Here is a 19,731-nt window from a genome sequence, read left to right on the forward strand (position 1 = left end):
GCCTCCGACACGGCCCACGGGAGCAGCAAATGAAGAGAACGAGGCTCTTGCCTCTGGCCACCTCGCTGGCGGCCATGGGGATCACGGCTTGCGGTAGCAGCGGCAGCAGTGGCGGCGGCGGGCCCGGCAAGGTCGTCGAGCGCATCGACATCGTCGTCGACGCCAACCGCGACGGCATCGCCAACCCGGACGATCCCGCGGACCAAGATCGCGAAGACGAGTGGGACGCAACGACGGGCGCGTCGTTCATCGCCAACCTGGACGACGACGACTCGAACGGCGTGCGGGACGCCGACGACGACATCGTCAATTCCCCCGCTGACTTCTGGGACTTCGCACGCATCCGGGTCAGCGGCTGGGAGAACGTGGCGGAGGGCTCCCGGGGCGTGGTCCGCATCGACCAGGAAGCCGCCGAGAGCATCCGGATCTACAAGTTCGCAGTTGGGCAGCCAGCCGAGCTGGTGCTTGGTAGCCAAGGCGCGTGTGACGCCCCGCAGACCTGCAGCTATTCGCTCGAGTACCAGCTGAGCTTCGAAGAAACCCGAGACGGCGTCGAGTTCGGCATCGAGGCGCGACGCTTCCGCGGTCAGCCGTTGCCCTCCTTGGAGGTACCGGCGGGCGGCGACGTCCAGGCCAAGAAGAACGCTTGGGACGGCTTCGTGAACCTCAGCTACGAGGTGCACGGCCCGGACAATGCCCTGCTCACCACGGACGCGAACCCCGATGGGATGGATCGCGCGAAGATGCGCGTGGCGCCGTGGCTCATGCTCGGCAGCATGGGCATTCACGACCGCATGTACTCTTCGTCGGCCTCACCGGTGTTCGTGGAAGGCAACACCGCGGCGGCGCAGGCGGCGGGCGTGGCGTACACGCCGTACAGCGTGAGCATCAACAACCCCGGTGGCTGGCCGGACATCTGGACCGAGGACTTCTTCCAGACCGGCTACACCTCGTTCCCCGGAGAGGACGGCGTGCAGCACGGGATGCGCATCTTCAACGCACGCCCCTGGGGTCGCCCGCCCATGCAGAACCCGACGGCGGAGCAGCGTCTGGAGTACGCGCCCATCACCTACATCATGGGCAACCCCGAGAAGAGCCGTCCGCCGGGCTTCCTGGGCCCGGACCAGGGCGCCGCGGAGTTCTACGACCCGGAGCACCGCGGCTACGGTCACACGCAGGACTCCCACGGCAACCACGACCTGGTGCCGCCCTTCGACGGCTACCCCCTGGGCCGCATCATCCACGGCAACAAGACGTACGCCGAAACCGCGGCGTTCTACGACTCCCAACAGGTGCAAGGACCGGGCATCGTGCTCGACACCACCTGGCTCGCGGTGGAGCACGTGGACGAGTTCTTCCACTACGTACCGGCCAACACGGCGCGCGGATGGAAGCTCCTGGTAGCGTCGCCGTCCCTCATGACCAGCATGCTGGAGGACCTCAAGGCTCAGGGCCAGGGCTCCGCGGTGCTGCACGTGGGCAAGGGCTCTAACTTCCAGAAGACCGTGGATCAGTGCCTCTCCAGCCCGGACCTCACCACCTGGGCGCAGCAGTCCGAGGTCAAGATCATGGGTCACGTGGACACCATGAAGCAGGAGACGGGCCTCACGGACGCCGACATCATCTACATCCCGACCTGGTTCGAGGACCTGGCTCAGGAAGAGAAGGTGGCCTGGAACGTCGGCATGGTGAACATGCGCATGCTGGCCAACACGGCGGACATCGCCAAGCCCTTCGGCCCGTTGATCAACAACGTGGATCCCTTGGAGCAGTACATCCTGGACGAGCTCGGCACCGCGAAGAATCAGCTGGGCTCGGACGGTCAGGGCCTGAAGGTCCACTTCACCGACGACTGGTACTATCACGAGGCTTTGGGCGAGGTTCACTGCGGCACGAACGAGAGCGCACCGACGGTGACTCAGCTCTGGTGGGAGAGCGGCAAATGAAAGCGTTGACGAACATCCTTTGTGCTGCGGCCCTGGGCGGCGCGTTGCTTTTCTCCGCCGGGAGCGCTCGCGCCGACGGCATCGTGGTGGCGCCCTCGGCGCTGGCTCCGGACGCGCGAAAAAGCTTGGAGCAGCAGATCCAAACGGCTCGAGCTCAAAACCCCGCCGCGTTCGAGGCGATCAAGAACCTGAAGGGGCATCGCTTCGAGTACTACAAGAACAACCGCAACCCGTTTCCCACCGTGGCGCGCGAGCTTCGGGCGCTGGGGCCGGCCGGGCTGATGCCCATGCTGGAAGCCCTCGCGGTGCAGCAGCCGGAACGCGGCAGCCTCACGAACGAGGAGTGGGATGCGCTGGCCTTGGGCATGCTCGACGCCGTCGGCATGATTCGGGATCCGCGCGCTCGCCCCGTGGTGCTCGCGGCCTTCGAGACGGGCGGCTTGCGCCCCAAGGTCGTGGCTGCAGCGGGGCGCGCTCTCGGTCGTCTCGGCGGCGATCAGGAGCTCGCCATGCTGGTGAAGCACGCCAAGGACGGCGACGCGCTGGCGCCCTACGCAGTGGCGGGCCTCGGTTGGATGCGTCGCGTGGAGAGCGCGAAGCACCTGGCCGCTCTGCTCGCTTCCACCAAGGACGCCACGCTCGCGGCGACGGCGGCGGAAGCCCTCGGTACCGTGGGCTCGAGCTGGGCGTGGCGCGCTCTCGGTGAGAAGCGCGCCGCCGAAGGCCTCGCGGTTCGAAAGATCTGCGCCGAAGCGTTGGCGCCGAGCTTCGTCCGTCAGAAGGGCGACGTCCGCACCCGCGCGGCGGAGTCCCTGCTCATGATCGAGCACCCCGCCACGGTGGATCTGCTGCGCTCCGCGCGGCCGGCGAAGGGCGCCGCGGCCAAGGCCGTGGATCACCTCATCGTCCGCATCCAAGAGCAGCAGCAAAAGCGACGCTGACGCGCGCTCGCCCGCGCTCGCGCCCGTCCCGGCACCGCCGCGGACGGGCGCCGTCGTATTCGCCGCCGGGCTTCTATCCGAGCTGGGCCGTGGAGCTCGCGACGACGGCCTGTGCCGGCGCGCTGTTCGTCAGCGTCGCCGTGTTGCCGACGTTGCGTGAAACGTAGGGCAATCTTCTGCTCAGATTCGTGATCACTTCGATGGGGATGGTCGGGCATGTGCCCCGCATGATCACTCTTCTGAGCGTTTTTCCGAGGCTCTCGGCGCCCGCGGCGCGCCCCGGGCGATGACCCAACCAGCGGCAGAGCCCGACCCAAATCCGGCGGGCCGCAGCCTCATCTCTCACGCTCTGCGCTCTGCTCCCCAGCGCAGTCGAAGCGTCAGTACCACTTCCGGATGCGCACCTCGGTCTTGCCGTCCTTGAAGGCGCGGCTCACCTCCTCCGGATCCGATCCGCGGAAATGGTACGGGTACACGATCTTCGGGGAGAACGCGCGGATGCACTCCACGGCTTCTTTCGGCGGCATGGTGTACGGCAGGTTCATGCACACGAAGGCGACGTCAATGTCCTTCAGCGCTTTCATCTCCGGGGTGCACTCCGTGTCGCCGGAAATGTAGATGCGCTTGCCGCCAAACGTCAGCACGTAGCCGTTGCCGCGACCCTTGTCGTGATAGAGCTTGCCCGGCGCGGGACCTCGCTTCTCGTTGTACATGGGCACGGCTTCGATGCCGAGAGACGGAATCGCGGGCACGGCCATCGCCTTGCTCGTGGTGGTATCGCCGTTCTTCATCACCAGCACGTGAGTGAAGCTCTTGGGCAGCTTCTCCGCTACCGCGGGAGGCGCGACAATCACCGTTTCCGGCGTGGACACCTTCTCGATGACGGCGGGATCCAGATGGTCCGGGTGGATGTCCGTGAGCAGCACGGCCACCGCCTTGGGCACACCGTCGAAGCTCGCGTCCTTGACGGGATCCACGACTATGGTCTTGCCCGCGAAGTCGAGGGCGAAGGTGGCGTGGTGTAGCGGGTGAATGCGAATCTCGCCCGCTTGGGTGGAGATCACGTCCGCGGCGGGAGCCGGAGCCGCGGCGGGCTTCGCGCTCGGCGCTGCCGCAGGAGGCGGCGGCGCCGCGCTGGGCGGAGTGACCTCCGGAGCCGACGGCCGCGAGCACTGAGCCAGGACGAGGGCCGTGAGCCACAGGGTGCGGTGAGCCATGTCCCTGTGCCTACAACATCCGTGCGGGGTCGCGAGGTTCCGCGCCGAACCAACAATGAAATCGAACAGTTACGAGAAGGGCGGACCCCGCGCTATGATCCCGGGGTGAAGGACAGCGTGCTCAGAGCCATCACCAACGACGGCGCGTTCCGGGTGGTGGTGGCGAAGACGACGAACACGGTCCGCGGCGCGGTGGAAGCTCAGCGCGCGAGCGGCGAGACGGCGAAGCGCTTCGGTGAGCTGCTCACGGGCTCGGTGTTGTTTCGCGAAACCATGGCGCCCAACCTGCGCGTCCAGGGCATCTTGAAGGCCGCCGGTGGCGGCGGCAGCCTGGTGGCAGACTCACACCCGTCGGGCAGCACGCGGGGCTTGGTGCAGCTGAAGACGGAGAGCGCGCTGCGGGTGGAAGACGGCGCCCTCTTGCAGCTGATGCGCAGCTTGCCGGGCGGCCGTATCAATCAGGGTGTCATCGAGGTCCCCGAGGGCGGCGGCATATCGGAAGCGCTGATGGCCTACATGCAGATCTCCGAGCAGGTGGTCAGCATGATCTCGGTAGGCACGGTGATGGACACCGGCGGCGTGCAGTCCGCCGGCGGCTACATGGTGCAACTGCTGCCGGAGGTGGATCGCGGCGCGCTGATGGTGATGACGGAGCGGCTGCAAGACTTCAAGAGCATCGACCGCGAGCTCCGCGACGCCGCATTCACTCCGGAGTGGTTGATGGATCAGTTGCTGTACGGCATGGAGTTCACGCGACTGGAAGAGAGCAACGTGGACTTCGACTGCTGGTGCGACGAGCTCCGGCTGGTGAGCGCGCTGGCGACGCTCAGCAAGGACGAGATCCGCTCGCTGATCGAAGACGGTGAGGTGCTGGAAATCACCTGCGACTACTGCGGCGAGGAGTACCGCATCGCCCCCGCGCAGCTCCAAGGTCTGCTCGACCCTAGCTGAACATGCGCAGCGCTCTCGCTCCCCTGCTGCTGGCAGCGGCCTGCGCCGAGGCCCCGCCCCCAGCGCCGGCGCCGCCCGCCAGCCTTGGCACTGCGCCCGCGTTCCGCAGCTTCTCCCTGATCGCCACCAACGATCTGCACGGCCACGTCGAGACCCTCCCCCGCCTCGCCAGCTACGTCGGGCGCGCTCGGCGCGAAGGCCCGGTGCTGCTGGTGGACTCCGGCGACGCGTTCCAGGGCACGCTGGAGTCCAACCTGGACGAAGGCGCCACCGTGGTGCGCGCCTACGACGCCCTGGGCTACGCCGCCGCCGCCGTGGGCAATCACGAGTTCGACTATGGCCCGGTGGGTCCCAGCGACGCCACCGGCAATCCCTTTGGCGCGCTCAGCGCTCGCATCGCCGAGTCCGAGTTCCCCTGGCTCTCGGCGAACCTGATCGAGAAGGCCTCGCGAGAGCAGCCGAAGTGGCAGAACCTGAAGCGCCACGTGCTGGTGGAGGTGGGGGGCGTGCAGGTGGGCCTCACCGGCGTGCTCACCCACGAGACGCCGCAGATCGTGATGCCGGCTTACTTCCAAGGCTTGGACGTGGCGCCCCTTGTAAACACCCTCCGGCGCGAGGCAAAGGAGCTGCGGGACGCCGGCGCCGAAGTCGTCGTCGCCCTCGCCCACGCCGGTGGCGAGTGCAAGGACCTCCAGCATCCGCGCGATGTTTCGAGCTGTGATCCCAACGGCGAAATCATGGCAGTAGCCAACGCCTTGCCCACAGGCAGCGTGGACGTCATCGCAGCGGGGCACACCCACAAGGGCATGGCTCAGCTGGTGAACGGCATCGCGGTGGTGGAAGCCTTCGCCTACGGCAAGGCCTTCTCCCGCGTGGACGTCACGCTGCCGGAGCGCGAGGCCCCGACCCTGAACATCCACCCGCCCACGGAGCTGTCACCGGAGGTGGAGCCCGACGCCGCCATCGCCCGCGTGATCCAGCCGGCCATCGATCGCGCGCGAAGGCAGAAGAAGGAACGGCTCGATACCCGCGTGCTCGGCACCATCGCCCGTTCCTTCGACCAGGAGTCGGAGCTCGGGAATCTGTTCGCGGACCTGTTGCTCGAGAGCGTGCCGCGAGCCGACGTCGCGCTCTTGAACGGCGGTGGCCTGCGAGCGGATCTGCCTTCCGGGGAGCTCGAGTATGGCGCGGTGTACGAGGCCATGCCCTTCGACAATCACGTCGCCACGCTGCGGATGTCCGGCGCCGAGCTGCGCGAGGTGATCCGCCGTCACCTGCACAGCGGATCCCACGGCATCGTGAGCGTGGCGGGCCTTCGCGTGGTCGCCAGCTGCGGAGCCAGCGGCCTCGAGGTCCAGCTCCTGCGCGTGGGCGGCCGACCCATCACCGACGACGAGCGCTTGCTGGTGGCGACCAGCGACTACCTCGCCAGCGGCGGAGATGGCCTGTTCGATGGGCTCACGGATCGCGCCCACGTGGACGCGGGCACGCTGCTGCGCGACGCCTTCGTGGCCCGACTGCGAAAGGCGGGGGAGATCCGCGCCGGCGATCCGCGGCGCACACGCCCGCGACTGTCCCTCGCGTCGCCGCGCCCTGTCACTTGCAAGTGACGGGCAGCGCCCACAGCTCGCTGCGCACCGGCGTGGCCGGCAGCGAGAGCAAGAGCGCGGCTCGGGATCCGTTGCTCTCGAGGGCGAGGGAATCCGCGCGACGCTCGAGATCGAACCAGGCCATGGAGGGCGCGACGGGAGAGAGCTCGGCGTCCAGCACCTGACCCCGCACCAGATCGTGACCGGCCACGTCCGTCCAGGCCACCAAGGTGCGGCCGCCGGCGAGGGGTGCCACCGCCGGCGTGCGCGCGGCGCCGGAGCCCGAGAGCACCGGTGTCTTCGCGGGTAGATCCCCGAGAGCGCTCTTGCCCACGTGCAGCGACCAATCGCCGTCGACGTCCTCTTCGGAGAAGGCCACCACCAGCCCGTCGGCGCTCACGGACAAGGCGGGCTCGCTGGCGTGCACGGCACCCGAGGCGTAGCTGGCAAGCTCGCTCTTCTTTTCGCCCTGCTCGCTGATCCACCCGACCCGCACGCTGCCGCTGCCGCGACGGAAACCGACCACGTAGCCCACGCCCGGGGCGTGCAGCACCGTGGGGCGCGTGATGATCTCGGTGCTCTCTCCCGGCCAGATCACTTGCTGCGAGCCGTCCGGCAAGATGCGCGAGAAGCCCGCCGGCGTCATGCCCACGGAAAACTCCGGCCTGGCATCCACCCGCACGGAGTAGCGATCCACGGCGAAGGTGCCATCCGCCAGCGGCACCACGCCACCGACGTGCACGGGATCTTCGAACAGCTCCCGGCTCTTCTGCTCCAGCGTCTCGGGATCCACCGTGATCCCCTGGGCGCGCTTGCCCGAGGTCGCGATGCCCACGGCGAGGCCCGCGTCCACGACGCGCGCGTCAATCGTGGCGCCCGGCGGCACGATGGGGGCCAGGCGCTTCGCCGCCCCCGCCGCCTTGCAGCTCTGCACCAGCGCGGGGGACGCCGCCGCTGCCGGCAGCCGCAGCTGGCCGAGCCCTGCCCCAAGGGACGGCACGTCCGAATGCTGCGCCGCGAGCACGACGATGGTGGTCCCCACCAACGCGCCAAGCAACGCGAGCCCCGCTCCGAGCAGTGCGGGTAGCTTGCCCCGACTCCTGGGCGGCGGCAGCGTCTCCACCACCGGCGGCACCGAAGGCTTCAGCACGAGGGGCAACGGCAGCGCGGGGGGCGGCGGCACCTGCCGAACCGATGGCCGCCGAATCGCCGGCCGGAGGGGGATCGTCACCTCGTCCGGCTGGGAGCCCAGATCGAAAGCGGGCAGCCGCACCGCGGGCAGCTTGCGGGTGGCGAGACGATCCTCGTCATCGATGCGGCGGCGAAGCTCGAGCACCGGCTCCGCCTCCGGCATGGGGTACCACGGTGAGCTGACCATCGGGGCGCGGGGAGCTTTACGATGCGTGCCGCTGCTGTCCAGCCGAAACCCTCGGGCACGCCAATTTACCAGGGCTTTCCGAGGGTTGTTGGTCCGGCGCGAACCCCGTCGCGCCCCGGACGTCCGTGCTCGGAGCACTCCCGCTAACGCCACACGCCGACACTGACGCCCCAACCGAGATACGCCCGGGAAACGTCGATGGCGCCGCCGACGCGCCAGTGCGTGTGCTCCTCGGCAAGACCGAAAACGCTCCAGTCGAACAGCCGAGCATCGAAGCCGAAGGTACCGTGGGCGCGATCCGACGAGCCCCGAAAGCGAGTGGGCTCGAGGTAGCTGCCGGCGCGGAGCTTGACCCAGTCGAGCACCGGCTCCGTTTCCACGCCGAGGCGGGGCGAGATGGTGACCAGCTCCCCGGAACGGTCGACCACCTGCTGCAGCAGGGACTCCACACCGACCGCATTGGAGACACGGCCGTCGGCGTGGAGCGCGGCGGAGATCAGCACGTAGGGCCGCGGCATCGCCAAGTAACGCTGGCGGAGGCGCTCGTGCAGCTGGGATTTCGCGCGCTCCGCCAGCACCAGGTCCCGGGCGTGCTCCACGCGATTGTCCTCGGCCACCGCGGCGGCGTAGTCCGGTCCCAACGCCAGCGCTTCCCTCAGGCGCTTGGCCCGGTCGCGATCGCGATGCCGGAGCCAGCCGTCCAGCTCCTTTTGACGCAACACCGGATCGATCCACGGCGGATTCAGGGGTCGCGAGCCAATGGACAGGGCAATGCCCACGTCGGCGCTCCAAGGTCGCTTGACCCGCTTGGGCAACCAGATCGCGTCCGGCGAGCTCGGATCGCCGACCACGACGTCGCCGCCGGCGTACTCCTCGCCCTTCGGCTCCACCGCGGTGATCACCGGAGCTCGGATCGCGAAACCGAAGCGGAACGGCTGATCGTTGGGGCGCCACAGCATGCCCCCCTCGAGGTTCACGCCGCGAGTGGTGAACACGTTGCCGGAGCGGGTGATGATCTCGTTTCTGGTGGTCACGTCGAGCGCCGTCACGTGGAAGCCGAGACCGCCCACCAGCTGGCCGTCGTCCACCGCGCGAGCGAGATAGGTGCGCAGCACGCTGATCTGCGCGCGCACCGTCTGCTCTTGTCCCGGCTGCTCCGGATCGGGACGGCGGAGCAGACCGTAGCGCTGCAGGTCCAGCGCCATGCCCACGCCCCAATGTCCGATCTGCACGTTCACCGCGGGCGACAAGAGCGTGAACTCCGTCTGCTCGCTGTGACGCAAGTCCGTGGGGCCGCGGCCGGTGTTGAAGTAGTCGGTGCTCGACAGCGTCGCGGGAAAGGCGACGCCCACGCCGATGTCATAGTCCACGTGATCTTCGGACCAGGCGGAGCGCACGGCCGGAGCCGCAGGGTTTTGCGTGTTGCCGTCCACGCCCTCGGCGATGGCCACGTAGGCGCCGCCCAGACCGATGGCGCGGGTGCCCAGCACCACCGGACCGGCGGTGAGATCCAGTGCGTAGTTGCTGGTGCGAATGCGTGTGGCGTTGGCCCCCAGCGGTCCGTCCGCATGTGCGCCGCCGGCCCATGCGAGCACGGCCCAAGCACAGAGCAAGGCCAGCCTACGCATCATGGATTGAAGGCTCGCGCCACGGCGATGCCGACGTAGGGCACCACGATGGTCCACACGTTGGGCTCGTCCGTTGCGTCACAGCGACGACATTTCGCGTCCACCACGTTGAAGATGCCGCTGGCGCCGAAGCCCCAGCGCAAGCCGAAGCCCGCGTCCGTGCGCGCCTCCAGCATCAGGCCCAGGCTGCCCCACACGGCGCGGTCCCAGTACCAGCTCGGGGGGCAGCGACCGGACTCGCAACGAATACCGTCGTCGTAGGAGCCCACGGACAGTCCGCCTTCGGAGCCGACGGCGATGTTCTCGGTGAGCAGCAGCCGGAAGCGCGCCGTGGTGGCGAGCTGCGGCTCCCGCGTGGCGGCGCTCAGCCCTCCACCGATGGAGGAGGAGAAGCCCGGGCTGGGACTGAAGTCGAAGGCACCGCCGATGAAGCCATAGGGCCCGCCCAGGGACAGGTGCGCTTCCACCGCGAGGGGGTGGAGCGTCCAAGGCGAAGCGGACTCCGGCGGACGCCGCGCGTACAGCTCCTCGATGTCCGGCGGCTCCGGCGGCGCGGGCTTCTCCTCGCGGCGAAGGCCGGAAAACCACGAGTCGTCCTTCTTCTCGGGCTCCTGTGCGCCGGCGGGCCGAGCCAAGAGCAGCACCAGGGTCAGCGGCAAGGCGGCGCGCACGCCTGGAGCATAGTGTGCCCGGCGGGGGCGACGCCACGTCACGTTACCCCGCGAATTCCCCGGCAATTCGCCGCAAACGTGACGTCATCGTGTCCAAATCCTGACATGGCGCTCGCTACCTTGTGCCCCATGACGACACGGGTCCTCTACCAGCGCGCGCCGGACGAGCGCGTGAATTGGCTCGGCTCCATTCCCTTCTTTCTGATGCACTTGATGCCCCTCGGGATCCTGCTGTTCGGGATCACCTGGCAGGACGTGGTGCTGTGCATCGCACTGTACGTCGTGCGCATGTTCTTCATCACCGCCGCGTACCATCGCTACTTCGGCCACCGCGCCTACAAGATGGGCCGCGTGATGCAGTTCTTGATGGCGGTGGGCGGCTCCACGGCGGCGCAGAAGGGCGTGCTCTGGTGGGCGGGGCATCATCGTCATCACCACAAGTACTCCGACATGCCGGAGGACATTCACTCGCCGCGCCGGGGCTTCTGGTGGAGCCACGTGGGTTGGATCCTGTGCAAGAAGTACGACGCCACACCGATGTCGGCGATCAAGGACTTCGCCAAGTACCCGGAGCTCCGCTGGCTGAACCGCTGGCACCTGCTGCCCGCCATCGCGCTGGGCGCCGCGTGCCTTCTCATCGGTGGACCCAGCGCGCTGTTCGGCGGCTTCTTCCTGTCCACCGTGCTGCTCTATCACGGCACCTTCAGCATCAACTCCTTCACCCACCTGTTCGGGCGCCGGCGCTACGCCACCACGGACACCAGCCGAAACAGCTTGCTGCTCGCCCTCGTCACCTTGGGCGAGGGCTGGCACAACAATCACCACTACTATCAGTCGACCGCCAACCAGGGCTTCTTCTGGTGGGAGATCGACATCTCCTACTACGTGCTGAAGGTCATGAGCTGGTTCGGCCTGGTGCACGGGCTGCGCAAGCCGCCGCAACACGTGCTGGACGGCAATCGCGTGAGCGAGGTGGAGCCGGCCCGCGTGCGGCCGTCGCGACCGCGACGGGTACAGCCGGCAGCGTGACGCCCCGGCGGGCCCCGACGGGGCTCGCGCCGGGCCGACATGCTCTTGCTCAACCCGGAAACAGCTCGCGCATGGCCCGGGCCCGGAACTCGAAGATGTGCCGCAGCTGGCGCTTCACGAACACGCCGTTGACGGCGCGGCCGAGCGGACCGAAGGGCACCGCGTAGTACACGCGATCCTCCATCTCGGTGTGAGCGCCATCGGCGCGAAAGTGATGCTCGTGCCACCAGCTTCGGTAGGGCCCGCGGTGTTGCGCGTCCACGAACAACCGTTCCGGCTCGAAGCGCTCGATCACCGTTCGCCAGCGGAGCGGGATGGGCCCCAGCCGAATGCGGTAGTCGATGACGGTGCCCGGGTGCATTTCGATGGGCTCCGGCGTCAGGATGCGGAAGCTCAGGTCCGGGGGCGTCAACTCTTCGAGGTTCTTCGCTTCACTGAAGAAGGCGAACACCTCCGAAAGCGGCGCCGCGATGCGACACTGCGCCACGAGCACGTGGCTTGGAGGACGCCGCGCGAGGTAGTCGGAGCGCGGGGGGTCCTTCGCACGGCTGATCTCGATGCTGCTCACGAGGCTCCGATCTCGAAAGCCCCTGTTCTGCCATCGCAGAATTCGGATTGGTCGGCAGGCCGGGCGTATTTCGGGCAATTCCCCAGCAACCGTTGAAGCAGATGTTCAGCGGCTGCGTCGGTGATTGTGCGCCCAGGATCGCGCCAGTGTAATATTGATGCAGCATGGCCGCAGAAGCGCCCGTCGATCCCGTGCGCGTCGTGGGGCGCTACGCCCTGTACGACCCGCTCGCCGCGGGAGGCATGGCTACCGTCCACTACGGGCGGCTGCGGGGGCCGGTGGGTTTTGCCCGAACCGTCGCCATCAAGCGGCTCCACCCGGAGCTGGCCCGGGACCCCGAGTTCGTGTCCATGTTCCTCGACGAGGCCCGCTTGGCGGCGCGCATCCGCCATCCCAACGTGGTGCAGACCCTCGACGTGGTCGCTGAAGACGGCGAGCTCTTCCTGATCATGGAGTACGTTCAGGGCGAATCCTTGTGGCGGCTGCTCCGGAGCCTGGCGGAGCGCAAGGAGACGATCCCCCACCGCATGGTAGCGGCGATCATGTCCGGCGCGCTGATGGGGCTGCACGCCGCCCACGAGGCCAAGGACGAGCAGGGCGCCCGCCTCGGCCTGGTACATCGCGACGTCTCGCCGCAGAACATCTTGATCGGTGCCGACGGCCTGGCGCGGGTTCTCGACTTCGGCGTGGCGAAGGCTGCCGGGCGAGTGCACACCACCCGCGAGGGTCGCGTCAAAGGCAAGCTCGCCTACATGGCACCGGAGCAAATCCAATCCGGCGAGGTGAAGCGCGAAGCCGACATCTACAGTGCGTCGGTGGTGCTGTGGGAGGCGCTGACCGGCAAGCGCTTGTTCCACGCCGACAGCCAGACCACGGTGCTGGCGCGCATCCTGGCGGGTATCGTCACACCACCGAGCAAGGTGCTACCGGGGCTGCCGTCCGGATACGACGACGTCGTCGCTCGCGGCCTCGCGAAGAAGCCGGACGATCGCTATGCGAGCGCGCGGGAGATGGCGCTGGCCCTGGAGGCCGTGGACGGCGTGGAGTCCCCGGCGCGCATCGCGGAGTGGCTGGAAACCCGCGTCGGCGCGGTGCTCGAGGAACGCGCGGAGCGCATCGCGTCCATCGAGCGCGGCAGCGACGTGAGCAGCGTTTCCCAGCTGCGCGCGGCGCTCTCGATTCCGCCCGGGGACAGCTCTGGAGTGGTGAGCGTGCGCCCCGAGGCGGCGCGGAAGAAGCGCTCAGTGGTGCTCGCGGCGCTGGCCGGCCTCGCCCTGGTGCTGCTCGCCGGCGGGGTGCTGGCCGTCCGGGCCCTCCGCGCTCCGACCTCCGAAGTGGCAGCCGTGCCCACACCGGACGTCAGCCTGGCCGCACCCGTTCCGTCGCTGGCGCCGGTTGCCAGTGCAAACGCTCCCGAGCCCACCGCGGAAGCCGTCGCCAGCGCAGCCCCTTCTGCCACCGCCAAGCCGGCCCGCGCGACGCCGCGCCGACCGATCTCGAAGGCCAAGCCCACGAAGAAAGATCCGTTCGCGGGTTTGGGTGGGCGGCTCTGAACATGCGGAAGACCCTCGCGCTGGCCCTGGTGTTGACGCTCAGCGGCGTGGCTCGTGCGGAGCCTTCGGCCCAGAACCGCGCCATCGCCGAAGCGCTGTTCCAAGAGGCGAACAAGCTGGCGCACGACGGGGAGCTGGATGCCGCCTGCAAGAAGTTCGAAGCCAGCTACGCCCTGGACCCGACCTTGGGCACCAAGCTGCACTCGGCGGCGTGCTACCAAGCGCTGGGGCGTACCGCGAGCGCCTGGGCGGCCTACAACGAAGCGGCGTCCATGGCGGCCAATGCCGGCGACAAACGCCGCGAGAAGCTGGCCCGCGCTCGCATCAAGAAGCTGGAGAAGGGCCTGCCCAAGCTCATCATCGAAGTGACCGAGGGCATCGACGGGCTACGGGTGGAAATCGACGGTCACGTGCTGGGCTCCGCCGGCCTGGGCACCGCCTTCCCCATCGATCCCGGCACGCACGAGATCTCCGTGAGCGCCAAGGAGCGCCAGCCCTGGTCGACCACGGTGAGCGTGACGGAGGGCTCCAGCACCGAGACAGTGCACGTTCCCTCGCTGGAGACCGTGGCGAAGCCGGAGCCGACACCGGCCCCGGACGCGCCTGCCACCGCGGACACTTCCGCCGACGTGCCGTCCGACGGCAGCGGCCAGCGCACCACCGGCTACGTGGTGGGCGGCGTGGGCGTGGTAGCGCTGGCAGCGGGCGGATACTTCGGCCTCCGAGCGAAGAGCCAAGCCTCCGACGCGGACGCGCATTGCGACGGGAAGTATTGCGATCCCACAGGCCTCGCGGGGCACGACGACGCCCGCACCTCCGCCACGATTTCCACCGTCGGCTTCGGTGTGGGTCTGGCGGCGATCGCGACCGGCGTGGTGCTGATCCTGACGGCGAAGCCGGAACGGGAACGGGCCGCGTGGGTGTCGCCCTACGCCCAGCCCACGGGCGGCGGCGTGGCGCTGGGAGGCACGTTCTGATGCGCTGGCACGCGTGCGTGGCGGTGGCGCTCGCCGCCGGGGGCTGCAGCACCGTGCTCGGCCTCGAAGATCACGAGCCGTTTCCCCCGGACGCGTCGCTCACCGTGGACGCCGGCCAGGACGTCGAAGAGGACGTCTCCGTCGAAGCCGATGCCGCACCCGAAGCCGACGCGACTGCGGACGCACCGATGGACGTGGTCAGCGAAGACTCCGCCCCTCCGGAGCGAGTGTCGAAGGATCTGGTCGCGCTGTACACCTTCGACGAGGGCAGCGGCACCACCATCAAGGACGTCTCGGGCGTTTCCCCTGCGCTGGATCTGCACGTGGAGACGGGTTTTCTCACCGCTTGGCATCCGGGTTACCTCGAGATCAAGGGCAGCACACTCACCGCCACCACGGGCGCTGCAACCAAGATCTACGATGCGTGCACTTCGTCGAACGAGATGACTCTGGAGGCTTGGGTCGAGCCCGCCACGACGGGACAGGTAGGGCCGGCGCGCATCGTGACCATGTCCGTGGACACCAGCTCTCGAGACTTCACGCTGGCGCAGGACAACGACCAGTACTTCATGCGTCTGCGCACCACGTCCACCACCGGCAACGGCGAGCCCCCCACCCTGACGCTCCCCGGAACCCTGACGACGACGCTTACGCACGTGGTGTTCACCCGCGAAAGCAATGGCGACACCACCATCTACCTGAACGGACAGATCCAGGGGAGCAGCCACATTCCTGGGGATTTCTCCAACTGGAGCAGCAGCTACCACTTTGGCATCGCCAACGAGATGACCAAGGATCGCGTGTGGCTCGGTTCCTTGCACCTGGTGGCGGTGTACTCCCGCGCCCTCACCAAGGACGAGGCGCTGCAGAACTTCGCCGCCGGGGCCGACTGACTCTCAGCGCGGCACCGAGCAGCTCGCGTCCACCGCCTTGGACTCGTTGTTGTCCGTGCGACATTCTGTCCACTCCGGGTGCGGCGTGGTGGTGTCGTCCACCCGCGCGAACGCCGTGCCGGTGGGCGCGCTCGCGAGGGGCAAGAACACCTTCTCCGACTCCAGGGAGTAGAGCGGCTTGCTCGTCGCTCCGGTTCCGAGCTGCGTGCTCGGATACTCGTAGAAGCCGACCACCACGCCCGCCGGCAGCGCCGCCTCGCCGATGTTGGTCACGGTGGCGACCAGCCCGTAGGCACCGGCGCACTGGGGCGAGAGCGACACGATCGCATCCGGAGCGGCGAACTCGCTCCCGGGTTGCTTGTTCTGACGGAAGTTGTTGAGCCCCGTGCTGGTGTAGTTGGCGGCTTCCACGCTGGGGATGGCGCCGTCCTCGCCTACGTTGGTCACGTGATAGGCGTGCTCGTTCCACACCCGCCGGGTCCGAACCCAGTTGCCCGCCGTGTCGCCGAAGATACGGACGCCGGACTGCCGGGAGCTGTCGTCCGCGCAGGCGTGAGCATAGGCGTTGGACACCGCCACCACGTCGGCGTGGCCGTCGTTGTCCACGTCCGCCACCACCGGGTTCTCGATCAACGTGGCGGTGGTGTTGCAGGTCTCGAACAGTACGTTGCCCGTCGGCCCGTCGTAGATGCGGAGCTTCTGCTCGTCGGAGTAGACGACCTCGGCGGTACCGTCGCCGTTGAAGTCGAACACGGTGCTGCCGGTGGAGGCGCTGGAGCAGTCCGTCGTCTGCTTCAGCCACAGGATGGTGTCGACGCCGGCCACGGCGGGGTCGACGAGCTTCTTGCCGTCGAACACCACGTAACCGACGCCGCCGGCGAGGGCCACGTCCGGAGTGCCGTCGCCGTTGAAGTCCGCGATGGTGGGCGGCCCGCCGCCGTGGGTGTTGCCCCAAGTGCCGCTGGCACAAGCCGATGGCGGAATCGTGCCGTTGATGTCGACGGGAGCTCGCACCAGCGAGAACTTCGCGCTCTGCGTGGCGTCGTAGCGCCACATGCTGAGAGCGTGATTCAAGTTGTGCATCACCACGATCTCGGGCTTTCCGTCGTTGTCGAAGTCCGCGATGGCGGGCCACGGGCTCTTCCAGTCCGAGTCGTTGGGGAACTGGGAGGTGTTGGCGAGGCCGGTGTCCACGAACATCTGACCGGAAGCGTCGAAGCCCTGGGAACCCGTGACCACGTCGAGCTTGCCGTCACCGTCGACGTCGCTCACCACGAAGGAGCTGGCGAGCGGCGTGCTGAAGCCATGCTTCAGCGCGCCGGTGGCGCCGTCGAGGATGCCGCCCTCCACGATCACCTCCACGCTGCCGTCCTGATCCAGATCCGCAATGGAGGGCATGAAGCACGGCATCACGGCGCTGGCCCACAGCGGTTGGCCGTCACCGGTGACGGCGTGCGCCTTGCCGTCCAGGCCGCAGCCGACGACCTCGTTGCCCGGCTGGCCGTCGATGTTGCCGCCAGCGATGTGCTTGGTGGGATTCAGCACGCCGTCCAGCGACCATTTGTCGACCACGCCACCATTGACGACGCTGATGGCGTGGAGCGAGCCGCCGGTCTCGTAGCTCCCGCCCGAAAACGTGGAGAACACGATCTCCGGGATGTCGCGATCGGTGATCTTGCCGTCGCAATCGTCGTCGTCCAGCTGCACCACGATGGGCGTCATCATCACGTCCGTGGCGTAGGGCGACGACGTCTGCCCGCCCCAGGAATACTTGACCGTCGGGGAGAACGCCGTCGCCGGAGGCTTGTAGCTGCAGGCGGTGAGGCAGGTGGGCGGGTCCCCCGGAGGCTGGCCCGTCGGACAAGTGGGCGGCTTGGGCAGGCACTTGCCGGTCTTGGGCGTGGCGCCGCCAACGCAGCTGCCGGCGTCCCCGGCGTCCGCGGTCACTTCCTGTCCCAGGCTCAGCTCGCAGTACTCGCCGGCGGCGCAGTCCTCGCTGTCCACGCAGGTGGTGGTGGGCGTCGCACATTTGCCGAAGGCGCACACCTGCCCACCGGCGCAGCAGGTCGCACCGCAGGCCAGCGTGGCGTCGCAGCACACGCCGCCGGCGCAGACGCCGCCGTCCCCGCAAGCCTGGCCGTTCTGACAGCCCGAGTCCGTGGCGCCATCGGTGACGATGCCGCCCCCGGTGCCGCTGGATGCCCCACTGCCGGACGTGCCGCCAGTGCTGGCGTCGCTGCCACCGCCCCCGCCGCTGCCGCCAACCGTGCTGCCGCCGCCGTCGTCCCCGCCGCAGCTCGCCGTCATGCTGCCCCCGATCAGCACCGCCGCTGCGCCCATGGCCAAGATGGAGTTCTTCACGGGGCTACTATGAACGGGCCGTGGGGCCGCGGCTAGAGCTTGACCGCCGCCATCGAGAAGCGAACACTCTTGGCATGCGACGCCTGCTGTTTTTCGGGGCCATGGCGGTCGTCACCGCCGGCTGCGCGGCGAGCGCACCCGCGACGGCAGGTCAGCTTCGCTCTCGCGCGGCGTTCGAGCTCGCGTGCCCACCTGAAGCGCTCACCTTGGTGCGCATCGACGAGACCACCGGCGGCGTCTTCGGTTGCGGTCGCCGGGTGGTGTACGTGGAGCGCTGCGAAGGGCGCGCCTGCTCCTGGGCCTTCGATCGCGAAGTGCCCGTCCCCCCGATGCGCTCCTACGCCCACGTCCACACCTTGCCGCGCGCGCCCGGGCTGGCACAGGACTCCGAGTGGCGCCGCCGCATCCCGGGGCTGGTCGACGATCAACCCGGCTTCTGATTTTGTTTGGGTGTCGGGCCGGCGCGGAAACGACGCGCTATGCTGGCGCGGTGATGCGACGGAACATCGTCGTCGCGGTCGTGACGGCGTGCACGGCGTGCGGTAGCGGCGCGGACGGTGGCGCCGGCGGTGCCAGCGCCACCGGCGGCGCAGGCGGCGCGGCGGGCAGCGGCAGGGGACGCGACCGGCGGCGCCGCCGGCAGCGCGGCGCTGCCGCGCGCCCCGGTCGATCTCGGCCCGACGCGCTATCCGTCGGACCGCGCGCTGTCGCCCATCACGCCCCACGTCGCGGACGCCCTCGTCTCGATCGCGGCGAAAGATGCGTCGCGCCTCGACGACGTGTTCGTCAAGGTGGGCGCCTCCGGCACGGTGAACCCCGCGTTCCTGTACTGCTTCGCGGGACCGTCCCAGCCCGGCTACACGCTGGACCTCGACGCCTACGGCGCGCTGATGCCCTCCATCGTGAGGTTCCGCGGCGGACCAACACCCGATGGATCCACACCGTTCGATCGTCAGACGCTGGCGGCCAAGGTCGGGATGAGCGCGAGCTGGGCCATCTCCGGCAGCCCCTCACCGTTGGATCAGGAAATCTCGGCGCTGAATCCGCGCTTCGCCTTCGTGAACTACGGCACCAACGACATGCAGCAGGGCATCAGCTACGAGAGCGCCCTGTGGCCCTTCGCGGAGAATCTTTCGAAGCTCCTCGATCAGCTCGAGAGCGGGGGCATCGTGCCGATCATCAGCGGGCTGAACCCGCGCGGAGACTCGGCCAGCGCGGCGCTGTGGGTGCCGACCTACGACGCCGTCACCCGGGGCATCGCCGAGGCGCGACAGCTGCCGTACCTGAGTCTTTATCTGTCCGCCAAGGACCTTCCGGACCAGGGGCTCGTGAGCGACGGCATCCACGGCAACGCCTACGTGACGAACGGCAAGAGCCAGCCCTGCGTGTTCACCGGCGCGGGGCTCGACTACAATTACAATCGTCGAAACCTCGCCAGCATGCAGCTGCTGGACGTGCTTTCGCGCGTGGTGGTGGACGGCGAGAACGCGCCGGACGTCGCTCCGCCGGGATACGAAGGGGACGGCAGCATCGCGAGCCCCATCGTGATCGACCAGCTGCCGTTCACTCATGCCGCCAGCACCGCGGGCGCCGAAAGCACCCTCGACGCCTACTCCGGCTGCACCGCGACCCAAGACGAGTCGGGGCCGGAAGTCGTCTATTCCCTCACCCTGTCGAAGACCACCGCGCTCCGCGCGATGGTCTTCGACCGCGACGGCGTGGACGTCGATCTGCATTTGACCGGCGCTCCGGCGAGCGGCGGCGGCTGCATCGCCCGCCACGATCGCCAAATATCGCGCACGCTGGCGGCGGGCACGTACTCCTTCGTGGTGGACAGCTTCGTCAGTGGCGGCGTGGCGCAGGCCGGCGCCTACCTGTTCGTCGTGGTGGAGTGCGCCGCCGGAGATCCGGACTGCGGCTGATTCACTGCGCGGCGGAGTACTTCTGCAGCAAGCTCGCGATCTCCTGCAGATCGGCATCCGGCCCCGACGCCTGGGCCGACGTGACGTTCTCGCGTCGAGGCGCGCCG

Annotated in this window: 17 protein-coding genes; 10 read left to right on the forward strand and 7 right to left on the reverse strand. The window is 68.6% G+C overall.

Annotated elements, in window-relative coordinates:
• Positions 1–29 precede the first annotated feature (29 nt).
• Both H6717_19460 and H6717_19465 read left to right on the forward strand, forming a co-directional pair.
• Positions 30–1,946, forward strand: coding sequence for a hypothetical protein (locus H6717_19460; GenBank protein ID MCB9579215.1), 1,917 nt, complete (start codon positions 30–32; stop codon positions 1,944–1,946).
• Positions 1,943–2,887 carry a hypothetical protein gene (locus H6717_19465; GenBank protein ID MCB9579216.1) on the forward strand — a complete coding sequence of 315 codons (945 nt, stop codon included), beginning with the start codon at positions 1,943–1,945 and terminating at the stop codon, positions 2,885–2,887. Before H6717_19460 ends, H6717_19465 begins: the two co-directional genes overlap by 4 nt.
• 73 nt (positions 2,888–2,960) lie before the next feature.
• Here H6717_19465 and H6717_19470 read toward each other — a convergent pair whose 3' ends face one another.
• Together H6717_19470 and H6717_19475 are read right to left on the reverse strand one after the other, a co-directional pair.
• The gene (locus H6717_19470; protein MCB9579217.1) at positions 2,961–3,116 is read right to left on the reverse strand and encodes a hypothetical protein; all 156 of its coding nucleotides are present in this window, start codon (positions 3,114–3,116) and stop codon (positions 2,961–2,963) included.
• A 151-nt stretch (positions 3,117–3,267) separates the two neighbouring features.
• Positions 3,268–4,104 (reverse strand): MBL fold metallo-hydrolase, encoded by an 837-nt coding sequence (locus tag H6717_19475; protein MCB9579218.1) that lies wholly within the window; start codon positions 4,102–4,104, stop codon positions 3,268–3,270.
• Positions 4,105–4,209: 105 nt separating this feature from the next.
• Between H6717_19475 and H6717_19480 the strand changes: the two genes are divergently transcribed.
• Positions 4,210–5,055 carry an Hsp33 family molecular chaperone HslO gene (locus tag H6717_19480; GenBank protein MCB9579219.1) on the forward strand — a complete coding sequence of 282 codons (846 nt, stop codon included), beginning with the start codon at positions 4,210–4,212 and terminating at the stop codon, positions 5,053–5,055.
• A gap of 2 nt (positions 5,056–5,057) precedes the next feature.
• Positions 5,058–6,665, forward strand: coding sequence for a bifunctional metallophosphatase/5'-nucleotidase (locus H6717_19485; GenBank protein ID MCB9579220.1), 1,608 nt, complete (start codon positions 5,058–5,060; stop codon positions 6,663–6,665).
• On the opposite strand, the gene H6717_19490 is transcribed toward H6717_19485, so the two are convergent.
• The 3 genes from H6717_19490 to H6717_19500 form a co-directional block, all read right to left on the reverse strand.
• The gene (locus H6717_19490) at positions 6,652–8,022 is read right to left on the reverse strand and encodes a hypothetical protein (protein ID MCB9579221.1); all 1,371 of its coding nucleotides are present in this window, start codon (positions 8,020–8,022) and stop codon (positions 6,652–6,654) included. The genes H6717_19485 and H6717_19490 overlap by 14 nt on opposite strands.
• Before the next feature lie 143 nt (positions 8,023–8,165).
• Complete coding sequence (locus tag H6717_19495) at positions 8,166–9,653, reverse strand: hypothetical protein (GenBank protein MCB9579222.1); 1,488 nt, start codon at positions 9,651–9,653, stop codon at positions 8,166–8,168.
• Complete coding sequence (locus tag H6717_19500) at positions 9,650–10,321, reverse strand: hypothetical protein (protein MCB9579223.1); 672 nt, start codon at positions 10,319–10,321, stop codon at positions 9,650–9,652. The genes H6717_19495 and H6717_19500 overlap by 4 nt, the downstream gene beginning before the upstream one ends.
• A gap of 129 nt (positions 10,322–10,450) precedes the next feature.
• Between H6717_19500 and H6717_19505 the strand changes: the two genes are divergently transcribed.
• Positions 10,451–11,350 carry an acyl-CoA desaturase gene (locus H6717_19505; GenBank protein ID MCB9579224.1) on the forward strand — a complete coding sequence of 300 codons (900 nt, stop codon included), beginning with the start codon at positions 10,451–10,453 and terminating at the stop codon, positions 11,348–11,350.
• 49 nt (positions 11,351–11,399) lie between these two features.
• Here the strand turns inward: H6717_19505 and H6717_19510 are convergent, their stop codons facing one another.
• Positions 11,400–11,843 carry an SRPBCC family protein gene (locus H6717_19510; protein MCB9579225.1) on the reverse strand — a complete coding sequence of 148 codons (444 nt, stop codon included), beginning with the start codon at positions 11,841–11,843 and terminating at the stop codon, positions 11,400–11,402.
• A gap of 239 nt (positions 11,844–12,082) precedes the next feature.
• Between H6717_19510 and H6717_19515 the strand changes: the two genes are divergently transcribed.
• From H6717_19515 to H6717_19525, 3 genes are read left to right on the forward strand one after another with little or no spacing between them, the layout of a single operon-like run.
• The gene (locus H6717_19515) at positions 12,083–13,471 is read left to right on the forward strand and encodes a protein kinase (protein ID MCB9579226.1); all 1,389 of its coding nucleotides are present in this window, start codon (positions 12,083–12,085) and stop codon (positions 13,469–13,471) included.
• A gap of 2 nt (positions 13,472–13,473) precedes the next feature.
• Complete coding sequence (locus H6717_19520; GenBank protein ID MCB9579227.1) at positions 13,474–14,448, forward strand: hypothetical protein; 975 nt, start codon at positions 13,474–13,476, stop codon at positions 14,446–14,448.
• Complete coding sequence (locus H6717_19525) at positions 14,448–15,341, forward strand: LamG domain-containing protein (GenBank protein ID MCB9579228.1); 894 nt, start codon at positions 14,448–14,450, stop codon at positions 15,339–15,341. Before H6717_19520 ends, H6717_19525 begins: the two co-directional genes overlap by 1 nt.
• Before the next feature lie 3 nt (positions 15,342–15,344).
• Here H6717_19525 and H6717_19530 read toward each other — a convergent pair whose 3' ends face one another.
• Complete coding sequence (locus H6717_19530) at positions 15,345–17,702, reverse strand: VCBS repeat-containing protein (GenBank protein MCB9579229.1); 2,358 nt, start codon at positions 17,700–17,702, stop codon at positions 15,345–15,347.
• A 74-nt stretch (positions 17,703–17,776) separates the two neighbouring features.
• On the opposite strand from H6717_19530, the gene H6717_19535 reads away from it, so the two are divergent.
• Positions 17,777–18,142: a hypothetical protein gene (locus H6717_19535; GenBank protein MCB9579230.1), complete on the forward strand. Its 366-nt coding sequence runs from the start codon at positions 17,777–17,779 to the stop codon at positions 18,140–18,142.
• 117 nt (positions 18,143–18,259) lie between these two features.
• Positions 18,260–19,624, forward strand: a complete 1,365-nt coding sequence (locus H6717_19540; GenBank protein ID MCB9579231.1) for an SGNH/GDSL hydrolase family protein — start codon at positions 18,260–18,262, stop codon at positions 19,622–19,624.
• The last annotated feature ends 107 nt before the right edge of the window (positions 19,625–19,731 follow it).

The organism is Polyangiaceae bacterium (assembly GCA_020633235.1).
In the GTDB taxonomy this organism is placed as follows: Bacteria; Myxococcota_A; Polyangia; order Polyangiales; family Polyangiaceae; genus JACKEA01.